Genomic DNA, 26637 nt, shown 5'->3' on the forward strand with positions numbered 1-26637 from the left:
AACTCCCTGCGCCTATTCTGCGCTTACGTTGTTTGTTGCATTGTTAACGGCCACTGGCATGCCCGGGAAGAAAATCTTTGCCATACCATCGATGATCACTTCATCGCCTTGCTGTATGCCTGATTTAATCAACCAAAAGTTTTTATCACCTTGATTATCTGGCTTTTGGATCCACTCACCTACTTCAACGGGAGCTGGGCGCGCAATCGTGCCGCCTTGTTCATTTTTAGCGACTACATAAACAAATTTACCAGTGCCATTATCAAGTACCGCACGTTGCGGTATTACAAATGCATTTTTGCGTACCGCACCACTTAACATCACTCGCACAAATTGACCTGGGCGAAGTTCAAAATCAGTGTTGGGGATAATTGCTTGTAGTTCGCTGGTGCCGGTATTTGGATTAATACGTACATCAGAGAAGTTAACTTTGCCACTTTTATTGGAGAGTGAACCGTCTTGCAATTTAATGCTCGTGTGCCACTGACCTTTTTCTGGCAGCGTTAAAGAGCCATTTGCAACATCTTGACGCATTTGTAATTGTTCACGCTCAGAAATACCAAATCGTAAACGAATAGGGTCAAACTGGGTAATTTGCGTTAATAATAGATCGGGACCTGATACAAAAGTGCCTACCGACACAAATTCACGGCCCATTACTCCAGCGACAGGCGCTTTTACTTGCGCATATTGTAAATTCAGTTGGGCTTCTTTTAATGCAACTTTCGCGGCCTCTAACGTCGTGTTAGCAATATCTTGGGTGGAGCTGGCGTTATCGTAATCTCGTTGTGAGACTGATTTCTCAGCACGTAGTTTGGCTAATCGTTTCACTTCACGTTCGGCTTGCACTAAAGATGCTTTTGCACCATTAAGAGCAGCTTGCGCGCTTTCAACCGCCAATTGGTAAGGGGCTAAATCTATAGTGAAAAGTGACTGACCTTGCTTAACTGTCTGGCCTTCATCAAAGTTACGAGATTCTAGGATCCCCGTTACTCTGGCACGTACTTGAACTTCTTTAGAACCTGATAAGGTTGCCGGTAGTTCAATAGTGAATGGGGCATTTTCATAGGTTGCTATAGTTGTTGCCACAGCTGCTGGATGCATTGCTGCTTGCTCAGTTTTAGGTGCTTCACTACAACCTTGTAGAAACAGCGAAGCCGAAGTAAATAAGAATAAAGATAATTTTGATAGTGCGAAAGACAGACGCATGGTTACTCCACAGTTCCAATTGTTAAGTATGAATAATTTATAATGTTTTATAAGCTAAAAGCATGGCTTACGTGGTGCTTAATCCGTATAGCTTAGTTAAATACGAGTGTATACCCTAAATTTTTACAGGTACAGGCTCGTGTTTATTTTTCAGTATTTTTTAAAGCTCAAAGTAGTTTGATACCTTAGAATTTAGATATTCTGTAAAGCTGTTTATAAAGTAATGAAGTCATTACTTTGTATGACAATAGCTTAATTATGAAGTGCTGTAAGTGCTTTGTTAGCGAAACAGCTTTAATAACCACAAAATTAACAAATTGCCTTGTAATTGGCGCTAAAACTCGTACCCTAGGCGTAATAATAATAGCAAGGGTAAAGTTAATAATGACGCGCAAGCCGACATTATCTACAACATTTATTGATCTGTCTTCACAGTTGCGACGTTTTGTTTCGCGCATTGTTCAACCAGATGACGTGGAAGATATAGTACAAGAAACCTTTGTTAAGAGCTATCAAGCTGATTTAAAACAAGATATTAAATATACACGCAGTTATATGCTAAAGACTGCTAAGCATTTGGCGCTTAACCACATTGCTAAATGGGATAATCAGCATTGCGATTCATTAGATACCTCTGATGATTATCAGCAGTCGTTGAGATCTATGCAGCTTGAGGATGAAGTGACCTCAAAAGAGCGCTTTTTATTGTTTTGCCGTGCTACTGAGCAACTAAGCCAGCCAGTGCGAAAATGTTTTATTTTAAAGAAAGTATATGGCATGAGCCAAAAAGAAATCGCAGCGCAAATGAAGTTAAGTGAAAGTACGGTTGAAAAACATATTGCCAAAGGTTTGTTACAATCTATGCGCTACATGCAGCAACATGAGCAGTTAGGTGAGCACAGCAGTGCCACTATTGAACCTGCCAGGAGGGTGGGAAAATGAGTAATATCCATCAATTTTCGTCTAAAGATGCTATTCAAGCAGATGCCAGTCGTTGGATAAGTGCTATGGATAGGGGCTTATCAAAGCAAGAACGTATGCAATTTCAGCACTGGGTGCAACAAAATAAAGCCCATCAAGATGCGGTATTTGAGTTAGCCCAGTTATGGGATGAACTGAGCGTATTAAATGAGTTGAGTAGCTTATTTCCCAATAAAAACAGCATCAATAAGCCTGCCCGCAGAGAAATTAATTTTTCGATTGCGGCAAGTGTCTTTGCCGCATTGCTAGTTGCCAGCTTTATATTTGTTGGTATTGAGCAGTGGCCAACAACACCACAAGAACAAGCCAAGTACAGTAAAATTTACCGTACTAAAGTCGGTGAGCAAGCAACGTTTGTGCTACCAGATAGTACGATTGTGCAATTAAATACCAATAGCTTATTAGAAGTTGCGTATACAAAAAACCGCCGACAACTGATTTTAAGTCGAGGCGAAGGACGTTTTAATGTTGCTAAAGATGCCGCACGTCCATTTACGGTGATGGCAGGCGATAAGTCATTTACCGCACTGGGGACTGTTTTTAATGTGCAACGTAATGCAGCATCGGATCTTGAGCTGGTTGTTACTGAGGGTAAAGTGATGATCACGGATCCTTCGGTTGCCGTAAATGCTGATGATTTTGTACAATTACAAAGTGCTAGTAATGATACAGACAGTGTGAAAAAAATTAATGCTAGTATTGTTATCTCTGGCGAAAAAGCATTAATTAAAGAAAGTATTACCAAGCCAATCAAACGGTTAACACAAGATGATGTACAACGGGATCTAGCATGGCAACAAGGTATGCTAATTTTTAATGGCGAGTCGTTAAGCGAAGCACTGCAAGAAGTGAGTCGCTATACCGCAACGCGTTTTGAACTTGCTGATCCTGCATTAGCTTCTTTAAAAGTGGCTGGGGTGTTTAAAGCCGGTGATATTATCGGTTTACTTGATAGCCTGCGCATCAATTTAGCCATTGAGCATGAACGTTTAGGTGAACATATCGTAAGCCTAAAACACGGTGATCACAGCTAAGCTTTATGCTTGCTCTTTGATTTAAAGTGTCAGAAGTTACAATGGTAAATATAAAAAGTAAAAAAATAATTAATAAAAAAATAGGATTGCATAGCGGATTATTCTTTCTCAACTGTTTGTATAAGTTGCGCAGTAACCAAACGTATCCAATTTGTGGGTTAATTGTATTAGCACCTTTAGTATTTAGCCTAAAAGTTCAGGCTGAGGCTGCAAATCCACAGATGGTACAATTTGATATAAAAGCGCAGCGAGCAGATCAAGCATTGATAGAGTTTGCAAAACAAACAGAACAAACCGTGGTTTTTTCGTTTGATTTAGCAAAACAATACCAAGCTCAATCAGTGTATGGTTATTACACTCAGTTAGAAGCGCTTAGTACAATGCTGAAAAATACTGAACTCGATGCGGTTGTTGATCAAAATGGTTTACTGAGTATAAAACTCAAACAAATCAATAGGAATGATAACAACATGAGAAAGCTTTCAGGGGTCAGTGCTGCTGTAATACCACTTTTAATGGCAACCAATAGCCAAGTTGCTAATGCACAAGAACAAGCCGCTCAAGAAAATATTGAAAAAATCGCCATCGTTGGTAGCCGTGTAGCAGGGCGTTCGGTCGAAGACTTACCCGTACCTGTTGATATTTTAAGTGCTGAAGCGCTAGAAAATACCGGACAAACAGAAGTCGGCCGTATGTTACAAGCTATCGCACCGTCTTTTAACTTTTCAAGTTCATCGATCAGTGACGGTACTGATGCACTACGACCTGCTACTTTACGTGGCTTAGGGCCAGATCAAACATTAGTACTTATCAATGGTAAACGTCGTCACCAAGCCAGCATTATCCATATTAATACATCTGTAGGTCGTGGTACCGCAGGTACAGATATGAATGCGATCCCAGCTGCTGCAATTAAACGTATCGAAGTATTACGTGATGGTGCGGCTGCGCAATATGGTTCAGATGCGATTGCGGGTGTTATCAACATCGTATTAAAAGATGCTGATGAAGGCGGTAAAGCCGCGGTTAATTATGGCCAGTATTCTGAAGGTGATGGCGAAACCGTTACGGTTGATTTTAATAAAGGCTTTGCTTTAGGCGATGATGGTTATTTAAATACCACTATCAACTACCGCGACCGTGCACCTACAAATCGTGCCGGTTTACATGGCTCTTGCCAGTTTTATGGTTGCACAGAGCTTGATGATGGCACGCTGTTAGCGGGCGATCCTCGTGAGCTGACTGCACCACGTGATACGTTTAGAATTGGTGATGCAGACTCGCAACAATTTGCTTTAACGGTGAATACCGGTTATGAACTTGCTGGTGGTGAGCTCTATGGCTTTATTACTTATTCAACTCGTGATAATGAATCAGCGGCGTTCTTCCGTCATAATGCCAATGCTGATGGCAACCCAGTTTTACAAGATGGTGATGCGGTGATCCCGATGGGCTTTTTGCCAATGATCAACACCACCATTGATGATATCTCGTATAACTTTGGCTTTAAAAAAGAGTTTGATAATAGCTCTAGTCTTGACCTGTCATACACCTATGGTGAAAACAGCATCGATTATACCACTAGTGACACTATCAATGGTTCATACGCTAATTTGTTACGTTATGATCAAGGTTTAAGTGCTGATGATATTCGTGCCACTATTCCTCGCCAAGCGTATGCGTATGGCATGGAGTTATCACTGCAAACAATCAATCTTGATTTTACACAAGATTATGATAATTTTTCACTGGCAATGGGTGCCGAGCTTCGCACCGATGAATATCGTATTTTAGAAGGCAGTGAATACGCTTACCGTGATTATGATACTAATAATGGTGTTAATATTTACGATGGTATGAGCGGTGGTATTGGCAGCGAAAATGCAGCAGGTGGTACACAAGGTTTTGGTGGTTCATCGCCGGAATCTTCTGTGGATGAATCACGTGATGTGATTTCGTTTTACCTTGATGCTGAAACTTACATTATTGATGATGTAATTATCTCTGGCGCACTGCGTTACGATAACTACAAAGGCTTTGGTGATACGGTTAACTTTAAGTTAGCGGGTAACTGGTCGGTGACTGATGACGTTTCACTGCGCGGTGCGGTGAGTACTGGTTTTAGAGCACCATCAATGCAGCAATTGTATTTCAATAATATCAGTACCCAGTTTGTAGTTGGTCCTAATGGCGATCTAATTGCAGAAGAAGTTGGTACTTTTAGAAACGACAGCACGCTTGCACAGAGTATTGGTATTCCAAAACTTAAAGAAGAAAAGTCACAAAACATGAGCTTAGGTATTGTGTATAACGTGACGGATAATATTAATGTTACCGTTGATTATTATTCAATTGATATTGACGACCGTATTGTGATCAGTAACCGTTTAGGTAAAGGGTTGTCATCAACGCTAGATGCTGCATTGGTTAGTTCTGGCGCAGGTGCAGGGCAGTTTTTCTTAAATGGTGCAGATACCGAAACGCAAGGTGTGGATTTTGTTGCGACATGGAACACGGAAGGCTTAGGCGGTAGCCTAGATTTTACATTAGCGGCTAACTTTACTGAAACCGATGTGGTTGATTTATTTACTCCTGCGGGCAGTGGTTTGGAAACGATCCCTGTCGAAGATGTATTTTCTTCGCAAGAAACCTCAATCATCGAAGAATGGCAACCACAAGACAGAGTAAACTTAAGTGCATTATATCGCCTTGAAGATTGGACGGTAAACTTATCGCTCAATCGTTATGGCGAATACACGGTTGAAGATGGCGGTCGCCAGACTTACGGCGCTGAAATTCTTACCGATGTAAAAGTAAACTATTTTGTCACAGATAACTTGTCACTAAATATTGGTGCAAACAATTTATTTGACGTTTACCCTGATAAAAATACCATAGGTAATTCTCGCTCAGGCACAATTGTTGATGCTTCTGGTAATACTATTATCAGTTCAACCGGTGTATTTGAGTACTCACGCCGTTCAGCACCATTTGGTTTTAACGGTGCTTACTACTATGTAGGTGCTGAATACCGATTCTAAAATAACTTCTCCTACGTTATTTAGTTTTGAAGGGCCGTCTGGCCCTTTTTTTGCTTTTAGTGTGATGTGAGTGCGATGTGGTAGTTATCATACTCTTTGATATTATTCATTACTGTCATTAAAGTTTGATGCGTACTGTTTTCGTCAGCGGCTATTTGTACTGTGGCGATATTATACTTCGCAGCAAACATCGCAAGGTTAGTGGTAACTTGGTTTAAGTCAATTAATCGCCCCGCAAAATACACCGCATTGCTTTGGTCAATACTAAAATGAGCACTTTTAGTTTGTTTATCAATACTGGGTTTATCTACAGGCCGTTGCAGCTCTATTGCCACAGGTTTTACAAATGAAGTTGTAACAATAAAAAATATTAAAAGTATAAATACAATATCAAGCATCGGCGTCATATCAACGTCAGCGTTTTGTGGGTTTACATGTTGTTTATTTCTCATAATGGAACCTTGTTATTTTTGATAAAATGCTGCGGCGCCACAGCGGGATAGTAGGTACCTATTAATAAGCCTAGACGATTAAAATCATGCTGTGGTTAAATAAACATGCTATTTTTATTAATTATTTGCATTATTTTGTTATAAAAATCATTTAACTATAATTATGAGCATAAAAAAGCCCAGCGCGTGGCTGGGCTTTCATTTAAGCATTGTGGTTAATGCTTCTGCATACGGCTCATTTCCGTATGACAGCTTTGCATGGTCAGTAATACTTTAGCGAGGGCGGCTTCACAATCGTGCGGTTGTGGTTTTTTCATGGCAGCTTTAATTTCTTCAAGTGTTTTATCTTCCACTTCTTCAAGCTCTTTGAGATAAATTTGATCGTTGTTGGCACTAAATTTTGTGATCAGTGCGGTATATGCTCGGCGAGCTTCAACAGCAAAAGACGAACCATCTTCTCGTTCACCTTGCTGATTAATAGCGTAAGGCTGTAGGTTTTCAACGCTGACTTTACGTGCGTCTATCATACGCTGAAATAGCGCACCAATGGCTGGATCTTGTACTTTTTCCTGCGCCTTTTCATAAAAGTCGATGCCGCTGTTCATTACTTGGATAATGTCAGTGATATGATTTACTTCGTTTCCTTGCTGGGCATTCATAATATTGACCTCTTTAAGTTAAATGAATATTAAAGTTCAAGTAACTTAAAGCAATTGCCATTCCATTTTTAAATTATTTTAACATCATGATTATTAATACTTTTAAATTGATGTTTGCTTACTTGAAAATACCAGTAAGCAAATTTTACAGGGCTTTTGTAAGAGCGTTACTTTAATTCATCTGCAACTTCGGCTACTTTTTGGCGTAACCAAATATGACTGGCATCTCTGTGAAGTAATGGGCTCCAAATCATATCTAACTCAAATGGTGGTATAGGGAAGGGAGGCTCCAGAATTTGCAAACCGGGATCATCTAAATAAATATTAGCGGCTTTTGAAGGGAGTGTCGCAATCAGGTTCTTCTCTTTCGCTAGATGTATTGCAACGTGGTAATTACGGGTGAATGTGGCAATATTTCGGTGTTTACCAAAGTGGGCGAGCGCTTCATCAACCCAGCCAAGTTTTTGTACGTCTTTAGGATCCATACCAACCCCGACACCAAAACCTGTTTTACTTACCCAAATATGCCGAGCTTTTAAATAACTATCGAGGCTAAAATTTTCAATGATCGGGTTGTCAGCTTTTACTAAACAACAAAAGCTATCTTTCCAAATACGTTTGTGATGAAACGACTGCGGTAGGTTTTCGAAACGATTTATTGCCATATCAACTTTACCGTTTTCTACATCATGAAAAGTAACATCACTTGGAGTGAGAATATCGAGTGTGGTATCCGGCGCTTCATCGTGTAATTTACTCAGTAGCTTAGGTGCTAAGGTGCTGGCAGCATAGTCACTGGCCATAATCCTAAATACCCGTTTGCTTTGGCTGGCCTCAAATTCACGGTTTGGTGCAAGCGTTTCTTCTAATGTCATTAAGATGCCACGGATCACCGGCTGCAATTCAATAGCTCGTTCAGTGGGCACCATACCATCACTGGTGCGTACTAAGATCGGATCGTTAAACAGGTTACGTAAACGTTTTAAACCATTACTCATTGCCGGCTGTGTAATGCTAAGCTGGTTTGCGGCGCGAGTAACATTACATTCGCGTAATAAGGTGTCGAGATAAACGAGTAAGTTTAAATCTATTTTACTGATATTCATTGTGTGTCCTTTCGTCTACCATTGATGGATAAAACGCTGCGCTGCTGGATAAGGGTAGATATGGCTAACGACCCCTGCTTTTATATTTCGTTGCGCTTGCTGCCAAAATGCGACGTCTAATAGTTCTGGATGTGTTTGGCTGAAAACTGCTTTGTATTGCGGGTTTGGCATTACAAAAGTGCATAACTGCTCTGGAAATACATCTTGTGGTGCCACAGAGTAACTTTGCTCATTGGTTAAGTAGTCATCATAACTTTTTGCTTTAGGCAATGCCCTAAAGTTCATGTCTGTTAAATATTGCACTTCATCATAATCATAAAAAATAATGCGTTTGTGTTTACTGACACCAAAGTTTTTAAGTAACATATCGCCTGGGAAAATATTAACGGCGATCATTTCCTTGAGTGCTTGGCCATATTCTGCAATGGCAACAGCGGCATCTTCAGTATTAGCTTTTTCTAAATATAAATTCAGTGGCGTCATGCGTCGCTCAATATACATATGTTTGATGATCAGTAAGTCGCCTTCGATGATCATTGATGAACCAATAGTTTGTTTAAGCTGTGCAAGCAATGTAGCGTTAAAACGCGCAACAGGGAATACGACGTTAGAATACTCTATGGTATCTGCCATACGACCAACCCGATCATGGCTTTTAACTAATTGGTAGCGTTTGAGAACGGTATCGCGGCCAAATGGTTTACTTTCACCAAATTTGTCTTTAATTATTTTAAATACATAATCAAATGAAGGTAGGGTAAATACCATCATCACCATGCCCGGTGTGCCAGGGGCAATCACAAAATCATCACTGGAGCGTTGTAAATGGGTTAAAAACTCGCGATAGAACTCGGTTTTACCTTGTTTATGAAAGCCAATGGCATTGTAAAGCTCTGCTAAGGTTTTGTTGGGCATTAGTTGGTTTAAAAACCGAACTAATGCGGAAGGAGCGTGGGTTTCAACCATAAAATAAGCGCGAGCAAAGCCAAAAATAACCCGCATTTGCGATGAGTTAGTCAGTAAAGCATCGAGATACAGACCTTGCTCTTGATGATGTAACACCGCAATAATAAATGGCTGCACACCACTTTGTGATACCACACGGCCGACAATATAGGCTGCTTTGTTGCGATAAAACGGCGTTTGTAATATGTCAAAGCGCATTTGCCACGCACGGTGATGGGTGTCGGGTGCTTGTTTATAAAACGCCTTTACTAAAAGTCGTATATCGCGCTCTAAATTAACAAAATCGGCTTTAAAATCAAATTGATTAATTATTTTACGGATAGTGGGCTTTAAGCCGTCTACAACAGGAAAGTAGCTGCGGTATTCTGCTTCTACAGGAAGCGCAGGGGCATCTGCTAAGGTGGCTTTTACAAAAATAAAATCATTATTAAAATAACGTCGATGAAATAAGCGGCAAAACACAGAGTTATAAAATGTTTCGGCTAATTCTGCTTGTGGATGAAACGTTAAAAAGTGCTGGTAGATTTGTTTTGTTTGCAGCCAGAGTGATTCATCCAGTTGATTGGCTAATTGCTGATTTTGTAGTTGCTGGGTGGTTTCGTTAACCCGATCATCGTAATAAGTGATCCGCAAGCGACTAATGTCGTGCATTTTTGTCCAGTTTTTATTTGCAAATGCCAGAGGTGCTTGTGCGGTGATCTGCTGAAATAATTTATAATGCTTTTTAAAGCCATTTAAAATTAGCTCGGCAATGTTTTGTGGTTGCATGAACGGGTACTCCAAAATGACCTGTAGAGTATATGCTCTACACATGTTAAGAGTATGCTAAATATTGGTAAAACCCAATAGTTTATTCATAACGTTTCAGTTTTTTTTCGAGTGCAGAGAGCTGTTTGTTGGTCGTTTTGGTGTTTTTGGCAAACGTTTTATTGATCACTTTTAGCTGCTTTTTTATCTCTTTACTAAGCTTTTTTTTATCATCATCACTCATTAAACGATTAAGCCGTTGCAGTTGCTCGTATTCAGCGCGATCACGGTCACGACTCAAAATGGCGAGTTTATATTTAACGCTGCGTATCTCAGCGTTGAGATTACGAATAATTTGTTCACGCTCAAGAGAATTAAGCGCTTTGACATGATTTACATTGGCCGGAGTGACGTTGGGCGACACTGCTATTTTATGTTGCGTTGCCTGCCCGCCACAGGGAAATTGGCTAAAAGTAGTACCTCTGTCGGTTACGCACTTGTAATATTGATCTGCGGAAGCCGCCTGATCAGCAACAAATAGCAAACTAATAAAAATAACGAAAAGAGTACACAGTTTCATTACGCTAGCCTTCCCTAGTTAGGGCATAATCATATACAAAAACTATAACCTAACTTGGGTAAATTGCCAGTGGCAGTTATTCGGTAAAGGTTTTTAGCTTTTTAATGCTTTGTGCTAAAAACGGAATATCTAAACCTTGCTCTATTGAAAAGCCTTGAGCAGCAGAGATATTTTTATAATTACCATCAGAATCAATTAATGTAATACGGTCTTTCTTATAGGCAATAAATACGCCTTGCGAATAATTAACGCCCATATCGCCTTTTTTGTTATACAGATTAACGCCTAGCATGCTTTGCTTTGCGATATCAGCACAATTTAAATATTGGCCAACGCTTGTGGCAATTAAATCGCTTGGCTGGATCAAGCCTTCAGTGCGGGTTACTTTTCTATCCGTGCTGTATAAAGATGAAGCACTCACAATACCGTGATCAACATCGGCTAAACTAAATGCAAATACTTGATTGACTCCCTCTCGAAGCGCAGTGTTTTCATCGGCTTTAATGATACGAATTGCTGCATCACCCGCTGTTGTATTATTGATATAGTTATAATCATCAAAGCCACTGACACTAATACTACGACGATTACTTTGCCACACCGGCAATGTTTGCTCTGTCATTAAGGCTGGCTTGTAGTATGCAGGTAAACCGTAAATCAAGCTAAATAGTACATCTTGATGGTGAACGGGTTGTAAAAACTGCTCTGTTTTATTTAAATTTTTGTGCTGTTTAGCAAAATTAGTTAACGCAGGTGCAGAGCTAAACACTAAAATATCGACTGTCGCAGCAGTAAAGTCTTCACAGCGAGCAATTGGTGTTGGAGCCGTGTAATCTACATTTTGTGTATTAACCTTTACGTTATGTGCTTGCTCGTAACTTTCAATATCAAGTAAATCATTTTTTGCCAATAAACTTTTTGCTGTCGTTGGGTAGGACAAGGGTAAAACATTATCTTGCTTAGTAATGTCAAACTTCAAATTTGCATCAGCCCAAATATGAATACTGTGGCTCATCGCAAAACATACCAATAACAATGAGCCGGCGTAGCGAGCAAATTTATATTGTTTTAAGCGAGCTAAATGGTGCCATGTATAGTTACTTGCTAATAACTGAAATGCAAAAATAAGCATTACAATTCCCCCAGCGAGCAGGGTTGTCAGCGCTGGAGAGCTAGTTAAACGATGCCACAATAAGGTAATAATCTCAGGTAACGCAGAGCTACTTAAATGGTAGCCTAAGTTAAAATACACATAGGCATCAAGCGTCAGTAGTGATGCACCACAAGTGGCAAGTATTGCAGCCATACCGCGGATATGACGTGGATAAGGAAATATTAAACTTAGCGGAAATATCGTCAGTACAAAGGCAATAAATGTAATAAAACTAGTGTGACTAAGCCATGTCACTAGCATATAAAGAATACCCATAAAGCTGGTAGGTGGAGAGTCAGCAAATAAGTAACTTAAACTTATGAGCAACACTAAGCCGATATTGGCAAAAGTAAACAAATGCCCCCAACTTAATAATTGACTCGCTTTAGACGAAAACTGATTGTGCTGCGATAAATTCATAAAGTCTATTTAACCGATTGCGCAAGTGCTTTGGCAAAATTGTCTGCAACCGCTTGTCTTTTCCCTGTTGGTACATGCTCTTTTAAGATATGCGTGATAGAATTTCCTAAACACATAAGACTTAAATCAACCGGCGCATTGTGCTTAGTTAACACATCAATGAGCTGATCGACGATTTGTTCTACTTCATCATTAGAATATTTTGATAAGATTGGCATCAGTTGGTTCAATAAAAGAGTTATATTCTCACATTTTAACACCAGAGGCGTGAAAAACAAAGATGGCAATAGATGTTAAAAAGTTAGTCGTTCATTATGTAGACAAAAAAGACGACGATACGCAAATTCATTTGCGCAATGACGAAATGGCAGTGAATGATAAAGTCGCTGTATTCATCGAGCAACTTCATCACGCATACAACGGCAAACCAGGTAAAGGGTACTGTGCTTTTAGTGGTGATAAAAACTCTGTAGTTGCATCAGCCATGCAAAGTTACCGCAACAGCGAGCTTGGCTTTTGGCACATGACAGAGCAAGCTTCAGCTGTACTTAAAGAGGAACTTGATAAGTACGCGTTTAACGAAACTGGCTATTTAGTATTTTGTCATTATCAATACGTAGCAACCGATTATATGCTGATTGCAATGATCAACATCAAAGAGCATTACTCTATTACCTCTGAGCTTGATTTAGCCTCGTCACGCCATTTAGATATTTCCCGCATGCAACTAGCTGCACGCATCGATTTAACTGCGTGGGACACCCAAGCAGAAGACAATCGTTATATCTCATTTATTAAAGGCCGAGCAGGGCGCAAAGTCGCCGACTTCTTCTTAGACTTTTTAGGTTGCGAAGAAGGCATCGATCCAAAACAGCAAAGCCAAGTAATGCTCAATGCAGTTGAAGATTATTTATCAGAGCAACAATTTGATAAATCTGAAAAAGACGATCTGCGTAAACAAGTATTTGATTACTGTAATGACTGCGTTACTACTGGTGAAGATGCTAACGTCAGCGAGTTATCAGCAACGCTCACAAAAGGTGACGACAACCCATTTGAAAGCTTTTGCAAAGAGCAAAGCTATGACCTAGAAGAGTCATTCCCGGTCGATAAAAAAACCGTTACCAGTATGGTTAAATTCTCTGGCCTTGGCGGCGGCGTGAGCATCAGCTTTGAACGCAAACATCTAGGCGAACGGGTAATGTACAACGAAGCTACGGATACGTTAGTTATTAAAGGCATACCGCCGAACCTTAAAGATCAATTGCAACGGTTTATGGAAAGTGAAGACTAGAGCCATAAGCCATAAGCAGTAAGTTTTAAGCAGATTTGAATTAGTTGAAAGCGTGGTGTTTACACCGCGCTTTCTTGTTTTTGCTGTGTGCCGAAGCATAGTTACAGTCGATACTAAATTAATTAAGTTGTATGAAAAAACCACCGCGAATAAGATTATTACTCTAGCTTTTAATACAAAAAATAATTTAACCAAAATAGTAACTTGGCTATGGTTTATTAATAAAAGTGAATTATAAAATGAGTTAATCCACAGGCTTGCTAGTCTTTAAGGAGAAAAAGTGAAATTTGGATTAATGTTTTGCTGTTTTTTGTTACGGCAAGTGTGTTTGCCAAGCCTAATTTTATTAAGGTTAATGGCTATGATATTGAGTACGAAATTGCGTGGAGTGGCAAGCATACTCTATTTTTAGAGGCTGGTGGCTCTGCGGGGTTATTTGATTGGGAGCCGGTTTTTGAAAAGCTTGCAAAGGAAGCCCGCATCATTCGTTATTTAAAAATTGGTAACGGCGGTTCTACGCAATTGAGAAAAAACTACAGCTCGGAAGAGTATGCAAACGAAGCTCTCATGCTACTTGAAGCGTTACACGTTGAAAAACCAATTGTCTATATTGCTCATTCATATGGTGCTTATATCGCAAGACGATTCGCTGCAACTTATCCTGAGTGGGTTTCAGCCCTCATGCTGATTGAGCCTGCTTCGGAGCATGATGTTGATATCATGCGCCAAATTGATCTTGCAAAAGCTGAGAAAGAAATAGCACAAGTGAAATTAGACGATATGGCTAATGGTATGTCCAACCAGTATCTGGACTTTTGGGCGAAAAGACCATTGCCAGATTATCCACAGATCCCAGATATTCCAGTAACCGTTATTGCATCCGTGAAAAAGTATAAAAATCCGCCATTACTCTTTTTTACCGATGAAGGCCGAAAAATGTGGGGCGAATTGCATTCAACTTCGGCTGAGTCTTTTCCACAAGGTAAAGCTGTATTAACAGATAAGAGCTATCATTATCCTCAAAATGATGAACCAGATAGGGTGGTGCAAGAAGTAATTGAATTATTGAAAAGAATTAAAGACTAATAAATGCAGGGAATTGATTTACATGATTTGCCGCTGCAGTAAGCGATGAGACGGTATAGTTAGCTATGTGCTTACAAATAATTTAACCAAAATAGTAACTAGGCTGTGTTTAGTTTACAAATGAAAATAAATCAAATCGAGTCATTTTTTAGACTTGTAGATAAGCCGATATAGCTGTGATGATTTAAGGACTGATATGAGTAATAAAAAGGAAGGTAAATCAGCAAATAAAACCTTAGGTGTATATATGGCAATAGGGTGTGGAGTTGGCTCTGCTATCGGTGTGGTTATTGATGTAATATTTAACATATTACATTTTAGTTTAGCTATTGGCATTGCTGTTGGCGCTGGCATTGGTCTTTCAGTTGGCACCGCAATACAAGAAAAGAAAAAATAACAAACATCCCTAATAATATGAGCCTTCGACTTGCCATCGTTTTAGATAATCAATTAGTTACTGTATAATTTAACGAGTCTAGGTGTTTATGAGCAAAGCTAAATTGTTTTTACACTTTTCATATTTCTTGCTCATGATTTTTGTGCACAAAAGCACTTGGCCAAAATCAAAGTTCAAGTATTTGAATGCTAACGTTGGGTGCTGAATTTAAATATGAAAATTATACTGCTTCCTGGCCTTGATGGTACTGGCCGTCTGTTTGCTAAATTGACAAAAAACTTGCCTGAAAATATAAATACTGAAGTGATCTCATATGAATCACTTGAAGGCGTAACTTATGCTAAACAAGCGGCAGAAATAGCAAAGCGTTTTAAAGATACTGATATTTATATTGTCGCGGAGTCTTATTCTGGGCCGGTGGCTTGTGAGCTTTATAAGCTACTTGGCAGTCGTGTGAAAGGCATCGTATTTTTGGCCAGCTTTATCTCAGCGCCTTCTTTGTTATCTAAGTTGGCAGGCTTTTTACCTGTTAGCTTACTGTCAGCAAATTATTTAAGTAAAAAGCTACTTTATCTGTTTGGTTTTAGTTTAACGGGTGGCCAAACGTTGGTTTATCCCGTATTTGCTTCGCTGCAAACAGCGAATAAACGTAAACTCAAATTAAGATTAGGCAACATAGCTGGCCTTTCAAAACAACAGTGCGAGTTAGATTGCCCAGTGACTTATATTCGCCCTAGTAGAGATTTACTGGTAAGCGCGAGTGCGGTGAAGTACTTAGCGTCAATGTGTTCCAGCTTCAGCCAAGTTGAGATTGAAGGCGGACATTTTATAGCGCAATCAAACCCTGTAGCATGTGCTAAGGTTATTTGTGATACATTCAACGTAGCATCGGCGTTGATAAAATTGAACTTAAAGGAAGATTATAATGGACAGTACATCTCATAAAACAAAAGGCCATTGTCGTTGTGGACAGGTAAAGTTTGAAGTTAGCGCAAAGCCAATGATCACCATGGCTTGTCATTGCACTGGTTGTCAGAAAATGACGTCTAGCGCATTTAGCTTAAGCTCATTATTCCAACGAGCTGCCTTTTTTATTACATCTGGAACGCCTGTTATTGGCGGGCTGCATGACAGCAGTACGCAGCACTTTTTTTGTGGACATTGTATGAGCTGGTTATTTACCCACCTAGAAGGTTTGGATGATTTTGTAAATGTTCGCTCAACAATGCTAGATGATTCTCGCACCTACAAGCCATTCATTGAAACTTACACGGATGAAAAACTTGAGTGGGCGAGTACGGGGGCAGAGCACAGTTTTTGTAAGTTTCCACCGCAAGAAAAGTTTCCTGAATTGCTGCATGAGTATATGCTAAAACAAGGATAAATATAGCATTACCCTTCATGCGCTTTTTATAAATAACAAGTGCAATGTGCTGTTTGTTTTTCCATCACTATTTATCTAATATCTCTGCTTAGGCTAGTCTGCTTTAGCTAGAACCTAGTAAATCGTTCTCTTTAACCTTATAACTGCTATTAAAAAAGCCGCGTTAATTTTCATTAACGCGGCTTTTTAGTGTGCTTTTAAGCTAAACCAAAAGTGTTAGTCAACACTCATCGTTTTAGTCATTGCAGCATTCGCGCGACCAGCTGGTTTGATAGAACCGGCACGTAAGCCGCTATCTGGAATAGCGTCACGTTTGTCGTGTGCCATCGCTTTTGGCGTATGGGCGACTTCGCTATCTGCAACGGCAGTAGGTTGTGCCATTGGCGCACTTGCTTTACCTGAAGTGATCACTGTTTTAGTGTGTGCTACAGGTTTTGCAGTAGGCTTAGTCTCTGCCATTGGTGCTTCCTCAACAACCACTTCTGGAGTAGGTTCAGCAGCAACAGGCGCTTGTTCAACCACTTCTTCAGTTGGTTCAGCAGCAACAGGCGGTTGTTCAACCACTTCTGGAGTAGGTTCTACAGCAACAGGCGCTTGTTCAACCACTTCTGGAGTTGGTTCTACAGCAACAGGCGCTTGTTCAACCACTTCTGGAGTTGGTTCTACAGCAACAGGCGCTTGTTCAACCACTTCTTCAGTAGGTTCAGCAGCAACAGGCGCTTGTTCAGCCACTTCTTCAGTTGCTTCAGCAGCAACAGGTGCTTGTTCAACCACTTCTTCAGTAGGTTCAGCAGCAACTGGCGCTTGTTCAACCACTTCTTCAGTTGCTTCAGCAGCAACTGGCGCTTGTTTAACCACTTCTTCAGTTGCTTCAGCAGCAACAGGTGCTTGTTCAACCACTTCTTCAGTTGCTTCAGCAGCAACTGGCGCTTGTTCAACCACTTCTTCAGTTGCTTCAGCAGCAACAGGTGCTTGTTCAACCGCTTCTGGAGTCGGTTCAGCAGCAACAGGTGCTTGTTCAACCACTTCCGGAGCTGATTCAGCAACGGCAGGTTTTTCTTCAACTACTTCTGCAGCTTGCTTATTTTGCTTGGCTTTTAACTCAGCTTCATACTCAGCAGCGGCTTGATCTGCAACTGGAATAAATGCTGGTGGTTGTGTACCTTGCGTTGGCGTAGCTTCTTCACCCTCAGGACGACGACGGCGTTGCCCGGCAGCACGTAAATGACGTGGAGAACGGCGTGAACGCGTACGCGTTTGGCCTTGCTCTTCATCAGTCGATGTTACTGTCTCTTGCTCGTTTGGTGCCCTCTGTTCAGCTTTTTGCTCAGGCGCTTCAACAGCCGTTGTTTCAACAGCAGTAGCCTCAACAGGTGCTTTAACTTCTTCAGTTTGAGTTACAACTGACTTAGCTGGCTTGTCATCAACAACAGGCGTAGCTTGTTGCTCCGCGTCATTGTTGGTTGTAGCCGGTTGTGCATTTTCATCTTGTAGGCGAACTTTTTTACGTAAGTTACGGCGCTGACGACGAACCTTAGGTTTTTGCTCCGTTGCTTCAACAACGACATCTTGGCTTGGTGCAACGTCTTTTACGTCAGCTTTTGCTTCGGTTTTTTCTGCTACTACTTTGCTGTCATCGTTACGGTTATCGTTACGCTTACGTGAGTTAGGATTGCGACGACGTTTGTTACGGTTATCGTTTCTTTCCTGTTGCTCGTTGTTTTGCGTGTTTTCAACTGCTGGCGTTTCTTCAGCTACGCTTTCTGTACGCTCGCTTTGCGGTTTAGTGCGTGAATTATTGTTACGACGACGTTGGTTATTACGACGACGTGTATCACCGTCATTGTTACGACGTGGATTATTACGAGATTCACTCGCTGTTTTTTGCTGCTGTTGTTCTTTACTTTCTGTTTGCTCAGCAGGCGTTGCAAATAAAGCCTTAAACCAATTGCTGATAGTAGTAAATAAACTTACCTGCGGCTGGGCTGCAACACTTTGTGGTGCCGCTGCTGGGGTTGCTTGAGCCTGAGCTTGTGGTGCTGGTGTTGATGGCATAACTACGCCTTTTAACACCGGCTCTTCACGTACCGCAACCGTTGGTGTTTTTGATGTTTCATACACTTCTTGTTCAGGTAATGTGATTTGCTCGTAGCTTGCCGCTTCAATTGTTTCATCTTTACGCAAACGCATTACTTCATAATGTGGTGTATCCATATGTTGATTTGGAATGATCACCACATCACAGTTATGACGTTTTTCGATGCGATGCACGCTACGGCGTTGCTCATTTAACAGATATGAGGCAACCGCTACAGGTACTTGGGCATTAACTTGTGAGGTATTGTCTTTAATCGCTTCTTCTTCGATTAAACGTAGGATTGACAATGCAATCGACTCGTTTGAACGAATAGTACCTTGACCACTACAACGTGGGCATGGGCCTTGGCTCGCTTCACCTAATGAAGGGCGTAGGCGCTGACGCGACATTTCAAGTAAGCCAAAACGCGAAATTTTACCAATTTGTACACGGGCACGATCTGGACGAACAGCATCTTTTAAGCGATTTTCTACTTCACGTTGATGGCGCGGTGGTGTCATATCAATGAAGTCGATAACGATTAAGCCACCTAAATCGCGTAAACGTAATTGGCGAGCAATTTCGTCTGCAGCTTCTAAGTTGGTATTAAGCGCAGTTTCTTCGATATCGCCGCCTTTAGTGGCTTTAGATGAGTTGATATCGATAGAAGTAAGTGCTTCAGTTGGGTCAATAACAATTGAACCACCAGAAGGTAAGCGTACTTCACGTTGAAACGCAGACTCAATTTGGCTTTCGATTTGATAATGAGTAAAAAGAGGCACTTCACCTTGATAAAGTTTTACACGGCTCATGAAGTCAGGGCGAAAACGCTCAATGTGCGCTTTAGCTTCTTCAAATACACGGGCTTTATCAATTAGGATCTCACCTATGTCACGGCGTAAATAATCGCGAATCGCACGGAAAATCACGTTGCTTTCTTGATGAATTAAGAACGGTGCTTTACCGCCATCAGAGGCTTGCTGAATCGCATCCCAATGAACAAGCAGCGCTTTTAAATCGTAGTTTAGTTCTTCAAACGATTTACCAACACCGGCAGTACGCACGATTAAACCCATGCCTTTAGGCAGTTCTAAACGACTTAAAGCTTCTTTAAGTTCAGTGCGTTCATCACCTTCGATGCGACGAGAAATACCGCCAGCACGAGGATTATTAGGCATTAAGACTAAGTAGCTACCTGCAACACTAATAAAAGTGGTGAGGGCTGCGCCTTTTTGGCCGCGTTCTTCTTTGTCTACTTGGACAATAACTTCTTGACCTTCTTTGATCACGTCACGAATATTCGGACGACCATGGAAAGTATAACCTTGTGGGAAGTAAGTACGGGCTATTTCTTTTAAAGGAAGGAATCCGTGACGATCAGCGCCGTAATCAACAAAGGCGGCTTCTAATGACGGTTCTATACGAGTGATTTTGCCTTTATAAATATTGGCTTTTTTTTGTTCGTGACCCGGGCTTTCGATATCTAAATCATACAGGCGCTGGCCATCAACCAGTGCTACGCGCATTTCTTCTTGCTGCGTCGCATTGATTAGCATACGTTTCATATTGTTACTCTACTGTGTTATGTCTCTGACATGACGAAACTTTTCGCCTGTTCAGTTGCTCCCATCGCTTCTTTTTGTACAATCTCACGACTGGGTCTGTGGGGGAGCTTGGTACTGTATCCGTACTCTAAGTATCTTTATGGTGCTGGCTGACAATAACGTGTTGTCACGTTATTAAATTCTATTATGGTGCCAAAACTATCGGCTGTTTTTTTACAGTGACGTATTCGAGTTCTGTCCAGAGTCGACCATTAATTAAATTAACTTGTACGGTTACAACACATCTGCTGAACGGCGTATTGTACGCCGTCACGATCAGACAAATTATCTGTTCAAATTGCTTTTTTCATCAACATTAAATAACACTTCATGCTCAAACTTAACTGGCGATATATTACACGCATCGGAGTTAATTGAAGGCACGTGTAAACTGGGTATGTATAAAAGCTTTGGAAAACTTATCTCGGATCTGTATGATCAATTACCCAGAATGTGCATCACGAATGTTTTAATGTGTTAAAAAGCACCGTTGTTATTTGCAAATATATATTTGCGACGGTGATTATCCCATTATTATAACTGTGTTAGCAACTAAAATTATTTTACTTAAATCAGTGATTAGGCAATGTCAGAAAAAACCGGCTTACAAGTATCTTTCGTCACGATTACCGAAGACCATTTAGGTCAACGGATTGATAACTTTCTTATTACTCATTTAAAAGGGGTGCCTAAAAGCGCTGTGTATCGAATTCTTCGCAAAGGGGAAGTGCGGGTTAATAAAAAACGCATCAAACCTGTGTATAAATTACAACTCGATGACATCGTTCGTATTCCACCAATACAAATAGCTGAACGTGAAGAGTTTGTGCCTAAAAATCTTGATGTAGTGACCAAACTTGAAGAGGCTATTTTATTTGAAGATAAATACCTTATCGTCATTAACAAACCATCAGGCATGGCTGTGCATGGCGGCAGTGGGCTCAGTTATGGTTTAATTGAAGCATTGCGCGTATTGCGCCCAGATGAGCGCAGTTTAGAGCTTGTACATCGTTTAGACCGTGATACATCAGGCTGTTTGTTAATCTCGAAACGTCGTTCAGTGTTGACCAGCTTGCATGAACAGTTACGTGAAAAAACCATGGAAAAGAATTACTGGGCATTGGTTGATGGGCAATGGGATTCTAAAACTAAAAATGTCACCGAAGGGCTGCGTAAAAACACCCTACAATCAGGTGAACGAGTAGTACGTGTGGATAACGTTGAAGGTAAACCTTCACATACTCGTTTTAAAGTACTGGAGCGCTTTGCTGAATGTTCGTTAGTGCAGGCATCACCAGTAACAGGTCGTACTCACCAAATTCGTGTGCATACACAATGTAAAGGTCATGCAATTGCTTGTGATGATAAATATGGCAACCAAGCATTTGATGCGGCGATGCGTAAAGTGGGATTAGGGCGATTATTTTTACATGCGCACGATTTGAGTTTTTATCATCCAAAAAATGAAACTACTATGCGAGTAGAAGCGCCGCTTGATAAAGCGCTGGCTAATTGTATTAAAACGTTACGTGCCGCAAAACCGTGAAACCCTATAAATTAGTTATATTTGATTGGGATGGCACGGTGATAGATTCAGTGGCTAAAATAGTTAACTGTATGCATCAATCCGCGAGAGTCTGTGGTGTAGTTTGCCCCAGTGACGAGGCGGTTAAAAATATCATTGGTTTATCACTTGAGCAGGCCGTGACGGTGTTATTTCCTCAGCAGAGCCATTTACACGCTGATTTAATCGCCGGTTATAAGCATCAGTATAAACATCTTGATAACACGCCTACGCCTTTATTTGCTGATGTAGAACAGACTTTAGCGGCATTAAAAAACCGTGGCGTATTGTTAGCTGTTGCTACTGGCAAAAGCCGAGTCGGCCTTGAACGCTTGCTGGATGAAACACAGTTACGGGATTACTTTGTAGCGACCCGCACCAGTGATGATGCATTGTCAAAACCAGCTCCTGATATGTTGTTGCAACTGCTCGATGAACTCAATATTAGCCATGATGATGCGCTGATGATTGGCGACACTAAAATAGATATGGCGATGGCAAAAGCGGCCAATATTGACCGTTTAGGTGTAACTATGGGGGTGCATAACGCCCAGCAGCTAAACGAGTTTACACCGATTGCGACAGTTGATTCGTATCAGCAATTAGCTGCGCGTTTAGTTTAAGTCGTAGCGAATAAATAGTTAGTCTTGATTACTTAACACATCCATACCAAACTCAGTCAATAATTGGCTGAGTTTGATAAGTGGTAAACCAATCAAGCTATTAGGGTCATCACCGCTAAGCTTTTCAAATAAACAAATACCTAAGCCTTCGCTTTTAAAGCTGCCTGCACAATTGTAGGGTTGCTCTGCGTCGCAGTAAGCAGATATTTGTGCTTGTGTCAGTGTTCTAAATGTAACATTAAAGGGTTCAACTAGGGTTTTTGTTTTATTGCTTTGAATATCATAAACACATAAGCCCGTTAGAAATGTGACTGTATTACCGCTAAATAAACTCAGTTGTTTAATGGCATTTTCTTTGTTGTGTGGTTTACCTAAGATTTGTTGCTCAAATACGGCAACTTGATCAGAGCCAATTACTAAGCCTTGTTTAAAAAGGGTAGTGGCTGCGCGTGCTTTGAGTTCACTTAAGCGTTTTACAAGTTCAACTGGGGCTTCATTGGGTAGTGCTGATTCGTCAATATCAGGTGAAAAACTGTCGAACGGCAGATTAAATTTTTGCAATAAAGACTGACGAAAGGGTGAACTTGAGGCTAAAATAAGCGGGTGCTGCATGGATTGTTTTCCTAATGAAAATTAGATTGAGTTAGGATAAATCAGATCCGTTGGCAAAACAAAGAAATGAATCGCGAAAAACCAGCTAAAATTGGTTTTTTACTTTGACTAACCAAGTAACTATCTATATGATGCAGCCCCTATGCAAAAGGTGAAAATTCCCATCACTCTTCATCCAGGCAAGGCAGCGCAACACCGTTTAAAGTATGACGGTATTGTACCGCTTGAAAAACTTACCCGTTTACGGGAAGTTGTGCAGGAAGAAGTAGGTGAAATAGCGGTAAAAATTCATTGCAAAAACGATGATCAAGGTTTCGCTGTGATTAGAGGCAATTTGTCCACACATGTTACTGTCACTTGTCAACGTTGTAATGGTGATTTAGGGTTGGATTTGGTTCAAGACTTTGTTTATTCACCAGTCGGTGAGGATACAGAGTTAGAGATTTTTCCAGAAGACTACGATGAAGTAGCGCTTGATGAAAATGGTGAAGTTAACGTTTTTGATTTAATCGAAGACGAACTAATTTTAGCCGTGCCATTAGTTGCTACCCACAACGAAGCTTCATGCAGTTATTCAGCAAAGCCTGCCAGCTTTGGTGTTTTAAAAGCGGAAGATGATAAACCAAATCCATTTGATATTTTGAAACAACTTAAGAAAGATTCTTAGGAGAAGACTATGGCTGTACAAAAAAGCAAAAAGTCTCGTGCAAGACGCGGCATGCGCCGTTCACACGATGCGATCAGTGGTCCAACTTTAACTGTAGACCAAACATCTGGTGAGACTCATCGTCGTCACCATGTGACTGCAGATGGTTACTACAAAGGCGTTCAAGTAATTTCTAAATAAGAGATTGCTTTTATGCTGACCAATCTAACAATTGCGTTAGATATGATGGGGGGCGATTATGGCCCCCGTTCATCTATCCCCGCAGCCGTTAACGCGGTAAATGCAAATGCCAACCTAAGATTGATCTTATGTGGCAACGAACAAGTAATATCTAAAGAACTCGAGTCTCTCGATTCTCTATCTCATCCTCGTTTAATAATTCGTCATTGTAGTCAAGTAGTCACCAATAGCTGTGAACCGTCTTCTGCTGTGCGATCTAAAAAAGATTCCTCAATGCGCGTTGCTCTTGATTTAGTTAAATCAGGTGAGGCACAAGCGTGCGTTAGTGCCGGAAATACCGGTGCATTATTATTTATGGCTCACTATGTGCTGAAAATGTTGCCAGGCGTAAAACGTCCTGCATTGATCTCTGCTGTGCCAACTGAGCGAAAAAATCCGGTTTACTTACTTGATTTAGGTGCGAACGTGCATTGTGATGCACAAACCTTATATCAATTTGGCATTATGGGTTCGGTTGTCGCAGGGCAAGCACTGGGCTGTGATAGTCCAAAAGTGAGTTTATTAAATATTGGCTCCGAAGACATTAAGGGCCATGAAGATATCAAACAAGCTGCACAACTGATGCAACAATGTAGCTACCTTAATTATACTGGTTACAGCGAAGGTAGTGATATTTTTACTGGTAAATCAGATGTGATCGTCTGTGAAGGTTTTGTGGGCAATGTGGCTTTGAAAACCTGTGAAGGGATTGCCAAGCTGATTATGTTTAAGCTTACCAAAGCACTGCAAAAGCACTTTTTCTATAAATGTTTAGCATTTATGTTACAGCCAGTAATAAAAAAACTCTATAAACGGGTGAACCCCGACCAGTATAACGGCGCTTCTCTGGTAGGATTGCGCGGTATTGTCGTAAAAAGCCATGGAAATGCCTCAGCTAAAGCATTTCATGCTGCTATCGACGAAGCTGCTAGAGAGGTGGAACGTCAACTTCCTGAAAAAATTGCAGCTATCTTCGAGCAAACACATTCAACTAAAAAAGTCGCAACTGACGATTAATTACTATGTCAGGTGCGTACTTAAAAATTTATTTATTTGTTTAATTAAAAGAGCAAAGTATGGCACAAAAAATTGCACTTGTTTTTCCGGGTCAAGGCTCACAATCTGTGGGTATGTTAAGTGAACTATTAGAGCAATCTGATATTGTTAAAGCGACGTTTGCGCAAGCATCAGCGGCACTTGGTTATGATTTGGCTGCATTAGTACTTAATGGTCCTGAACAAGAATTAAATCAAACCCATCGTACGCAACCGGCATTATTAACAGCATCGGTGGCAATTTACCGCCAATGGCTTGCTGCAAATCCAGATGCAGACGTAACGATGGCAGGTCACAGTTTAGGTGAATACTCAGCGCTGGTATGTGCTGATGTGTTGAGCTTAGGCGAAGCTGTAAAATTGGTTGAAAACCGTGGTTTATATATGCAAGAAGCTGTGCCAGCAGGCGTGGGTTCAATGGCTGCGATCATTGGTTTAGGTGATGACGAAATTAAAGCCGCGTGCTTGGCATCAGCACAAGGTGAAGTGGTTGCACCAGTAAACTATAACTCACCGGGTCAAGTTGTGATTGCAGGTCATAAAGCCGCAGTAGACAGAGCATCGGAAGCGTGTAAAGAAGCCGGTGCAAAACGTGCATTGCCTTTATCGGTAAGCGTACCTTCACATTGTGAACTAATGAAACCAGCGGCAGAAAAATTAGCAAAAGATTTAGCTGCTTTAACATTTAATACACCTAAGTGTGATGTAATTAATAATGTTGATGTAACAGCTGCAAGTTCAGCGGACGCTATTAAAGATGCATTAGTGCGTCAACTATACAGTCCAGTACGATGGACAGAAACAGTACAAGCATTGGTAGCGCAGGGCATTACCCAAAGCTACGAGTTTGGCCCTGGGAAGGTGTTAACGGGTCTTGCTAAACGCATTGATAAAGCAATGGTATGTGGTTCGGTGAATAGCCAAACTGCCATTGACGAAGCAAAATAAGAGTAGGGAAAAATGGCAAATTTATTTTCGTTAGAGGGCAAAGTTGTCCTAATTACAGGCGCTAGTCGCGGTATTGGTAAAGCAATCGCCACTACATTGGTAGCACAAGGTGCTAAAGTTGCCGGTACTGCAACCAGCGAGTCCGGTGCTGCAAATATCAGCGAATACTTAGGCGAGAATGGTAAAGGTTATGCGTTAAACGTAACTGATCCTGCGTCGATCGAGGCGACACTTGCTGCGATAAAATCAGATTTAGGCGATATCGACGTATTAGTAAATAATGCCGGTATTACCCGCGATAACTTACTTATGCGTATGAAAGATGCAGAGTGGGACGATATCATTGATACTAACTTGAGCTCAGTTTTTCGTTTATCTAAAGCAGTGTTACGCCCGATGATGAAAAAGAAAAACGGTCGAATTATCAATATAGGTTCAGTTGTTGGTACAATGGGTAATGCAGGGCAAGCTAACTACGCAGCAGCTAAAGCGGGTGTAATTGGTTTTTCTAAGTCGTTAGCGCGTGAAGTTGCTTCTCGTGGTATTACAGTCAACGTAGTTGCTCCTGGTTTTATTCAAACAGATATGACCGACAGCTTAACTGACGAGCAAAAAGCAGCTACGCTTGCTAATGTTCCTGCTGGGCGTTTAGGCCAACCGGATGAAATTGCCGCCGCAGTATGTTACTTAGCATCTGATGCAGCAGCGTATGTTTCAGGCGAAACTTTGCACGTAAATGGTGCGATGTACATGGTGTAA

At 40.9% G+C, this 26637-nt stretch carries 25 protein-coding genes; 15 read left to right on the top strand and 10 right to left on the bottom strand.

Going from position 1 to position 26637, the window contains the following annotated elements; all coding sequences use genetic code 11:
• Positions 1-12: 12 nt before the first annotated feature.
• Entirely contained in the window at positions 13-1209 is a 1197-nt protein-coding gene (locus tag H5183_RS08310; RefSeq protein WP_182731422.1) for an efflux RND transporter periplasmic adaptor subunit, read from the bottom strand.
• Between the two features lie 384 nt (positions 1210-1593).
• Here H5183_RS08310 and H5183_RS08315 point away from each other — a divergent pair, with 384 nt between their 5' ends.
• Genes H5183_RS08315 through H5183_RS08325 form a run of 3 tightly spaced genes read left to right on the top strand, consistent with a single transcriptional unit; the run spans position 1594 to position 6265 of the window.
• Positions 1594-2151, top strand: coding sequence for an RNA polymerase sigma factor (locus tag H5183_RS08315; RefSeq protein WP_145233553.1), 558 nt, complete (start codon positions 1594-1596; stop codon positions 2149-2151).
• A complete protein-coding gene (locus tag H5183_RS08320) occupies positions 2148-3224 on the top strand; it encodes a FecR family protein (RefSeq protein WP_145233555.1) in 1077 nt (358 codons plus the stop codon). The genes H5183_RS08315 and H5183_RS08320 overlap by 4 nt, the downstream gene beginning before the upstream one ends.
• Before the next feature lie 41 nt (positions 3225-3265).
• A complete protein-coding gene (locus H5183_RS08325) occupies positions 3266-6265 on the top strand; it encodes a TonB-dependent receptor plug domain-containing protein (protein WP_404936101.1) in 3000 nt (999 codons plus the stop codon).
• 56 nt (positions 6266-6321) lie between these two features.
• Here the strand turns inward: H5183_RS08325 and H5183_RS08330 are convergent, their stop codons facing one another.
• The 7 genes from H5183_RS08330 to H5183_RS08360 all read right to left on the bottom strand — a co-directional run bounded on the left by H5183_RS08330 (position 6322) and on the right by H5183_RS08360 (position 12566).
• Entirely contained in the window at positions 6322-6717 is a 396-nt protein-coding gene (locus H5183_RS08330) for a biopolymer transporter ExbD (RefSeq protein WP_182731423.1), read from the bottom strand.
• A 215-nt stretch (positions 6718-6932) separates the two neighbouring features.
• Complete coding sequence (locus H5183_RS08335) at positions 6933-7376, bottom strand: PA2169 family four-helix-bundle protein (protein ID WP_182731424.1); 444 nt, start codon at positions 7374-7376, stop codon at positions 6933-6935.
• A 167-nt stretch (positions 7377-7543) separates the two neighbouring features.
• A complete protein-coding gene (locus H5183_RS08340) occupies positions 7544-8482 on the bottom strand; it encodes a LysR family transcriptional regulator (RefSeq protein WP_145233562.1) in 939 nt (312 codons plus the stop codon).
• Positions 8483-8497: 15 nt separating this feature from the next.
• Positions 8498-10216, bottom strand: coding sequence for a bifunctional isocitrate dehydrogenase kinase/phosphatase (aceK, locus tag H5183_RS08345; RefSeq protein WP_145233564.1), 1719 nt, complete (start codon positions 10214-10216; stop codon positions 8498-8500).
• Between the two features lie 82 nt (positions 10217-10298).
• A complete protein-coding gene (locus tag H5183_RS08350) occupies positions 10299-10775 on the bottom strand; it encodes a DUF4124 domain-containing protein (protein ID WP_145233567.1) in 477 nt (158 codons plus the stop codon).
• A 76-nt stretch (positions 10776-10851) separates the two neighbouring features.
• On the bottom strand, positions 10852-12348 hold the full coding sequence (locus H5183_RS08355) for a DUF3413 domain-containing protein (RefSeq protein ID WP_182731425.1): 1497 nt from the start codon (positions 12346-12348) through the stop codon (positions 10852-10854).
• A 5-nt stretch (positions 12349-12353) separates the two neighbouring features.
• A complete protein-coding gene (locus H5183_RS08360) occupies positions 12354-12566 on the bottom strand; it encodes a DUF1414 domain-containing protein (RefSeq protein ID WP_016707302.1) in 213 nt (70 codons plus the stop codon).
• Between the two features lie 62 nt (positions 12567-12628).
• Between H5183_RS08360 and yejK the strand changes: the two genes are divergently transcribed.
• The 5 genes from yejK (at position 12629) to H5183_RS08385 (ending at position 16509) form a co-directional block, all read left to right on the top strand.
• Positions 12629-13642 (top strand): nucleoid-associated protein YejK, encoded by a 1014-nt coding sequence (yejK, locus tag H5183_RS08365; protein ID WP_149982371.1) that lies wholly within the window; start codon positions 12629-12631, stop codon positions 13640-13642.
• Between the two features lie 300 nt (positions 13643-13942).
• Positions 13943-14728: an alpha/beta fold hydrolase gene (locus tag H5183_RS08370; RefSeq protein ID WP_220496299.1), complete on the top strand. Its 786-nt coding sequence runs from the start codon at positions 13943-13945 to the stop codon at positions 14726-14728.
• Between the two features lie 196 nt (positions 14729-14924).
• Complete coding sequence (locus H5183_RS08375) at positions 14925-15125, top strand: hypothetical protein (protein WP_182731426.1); 201 nt, start codon at positions 14925-14927, stop codon at positions 15123-15125.
• A 213-nt stretch (positions 15126-15338) separates the two neighbouring features.
• A complete protein-coding gene (locus tag H5183_RS08380) occupies positions 15339-16070 on the top strand; it encodes an alpha/beta fold hydrolase (RefSeq protein WP_182731427.1) in 732 nt (243 codons plus the stop codon).
• Entirely contained in the window at positions 16051-16509 is a 459-nt protein-coding gene (locus H5183_RS08385; RefSeq protein WP_149982369.1) for a GFA family protein, read from the top strand. The genes H5183_RS08380 and H5183_RS08385 overlap by 20 nt, the downstream gene beginning before the upstream one ends.
• A gap of 216 nt (positions 16510-16725) precedes the next feature.
• Here H5183_RS08385 and rne read toward each other — a convergent pair whose 3' ends face one another.
• Complete coding sequence (gene rne / locus H5183_RS08390; RefSeq protein ID WP_182731428.1) at positions 16726-20151, bottom strand: ribonuclease E; 3426 nt, start codon at positions 20149-20151, stop codon at positions 16726-16728.
• 625 nt (positions 20152-20776) lie between these two features.
• Between rne and rluC the strand changes: the two genes are divergently transcribed.
• Both rluC and H5183_RS08400 read left to right on the top strand, forming a co-directional pair.
• Entirely contained in the window at positions 20777-21736 is a 960-nt protein-coding gene (rluC, locus tag H5183_RS08395) for a 23S rRNA pseudouridine(955/2504/2580) synthase RluC (RefSeq protein WP_145233581.1), read from the top strand.
• Entirely contained in the window at positions 21733-22377 is a 645-nt protein-coding gene (locus H5183_RS08400) for an HAD-IA family hydrolase (RefSeq protein WP_182731429.1), read from the top strand. Before rluC ends, H5183_RS08400 begins: the two co-directional genes overlap by 4 nt.
• An 18-nt stretch (positions 22378-22395) precedes the next feature.
• Here the strand turns inward: H5183_RS08400 and H5183_RS08405 are convergent, their stop codons facing one another.
• On the bottom strand, positions 22396-22989 hold the full coding sequence (locus H5183_RS08405) for a nucleoside triphosphate pyrophosphatase (RefSeq protein WP_182731430.1): 594 nt from the start codon (positions 22987-22989) through the stop codon (positions 22396-22398).
• Positions 22990-23131: 142 nt separating this feature from the next.
• Between H5183_RS08405 and yceD the strand changes: the two genes are divergently transcribed.
• The 5 genes from yceD to fabG are packed head-to-tail and all read left to right on the top strand — an operon-like array spanning position 23132 to position 26637.
• A complete protein-coding gene (gene yceD, locus H5183_RS08410) occupies positions 23132-23656 on the top strand; it encodes a 23S rRNA accumulation protein YceD (RefSeq protein ID WP_145233584.1) in 525 nt (174 codons plus the stop codon).
• A 9-nt stretch (positions 23657-23665) separates the two neighbouring features.
• On the top strand, positions 23666-23836 hold the full coding sequence (gene rpmF / locus H5183_RS08415; protein ID WP_002962381.1) for a 50S ribosomal protein L32: 171 nt from the start codon (positions 23666-23668) through the stop codon (positions 23834-23836).
• Between the two features lie 12 nt (positions 23837-23848).
• Positions 23849-24892 carry a phosphate acyltransferase PlsX gene (gene plsX / locus H5183_RS08420; RefSeq protein WP_145233585.1) on the top strand — a complete coding sequence of 348 codons (1044 nt, stop codon included), beginning with the start codon at positions 23849-23851 and terminating at the stop codon, positions 24890-24892.
• 59 nt (positions 24893-24951) lie between these two features.
• A complete protein-coding gene (fabD, locus tag H5183_RS08425; protein WP_145233586.1) occupies positions 24952-25878 on the top strand; it encodes an ACP S-malonyltransferase in 927 nt (308 codons plus the stop codon).
• Positions 25879-25890: 12 nt separating this feature from the next.
• Positions 25891-26637, top strand: a complete 747-nt coding sequence (gene fabG / locus H5183_RS08430) for a 3-oxoacyl-ACP reductase FabG (protein WP_182731431.1) — start codon at positions 25891-25893, stop codon at positions 26635-26637.

The organism is Pseudoalteromonas sp. SR44-8 (genome assembly GCF_014163635.1).
Taxonomy (GTDB): Bacteria; Pseudomonadota; Gammaproteobacteria; order Enterobacterales; family Alteromonadaceae; genus Pseudoalteromonas; species Pseudoalteromonas rhizosphaerae.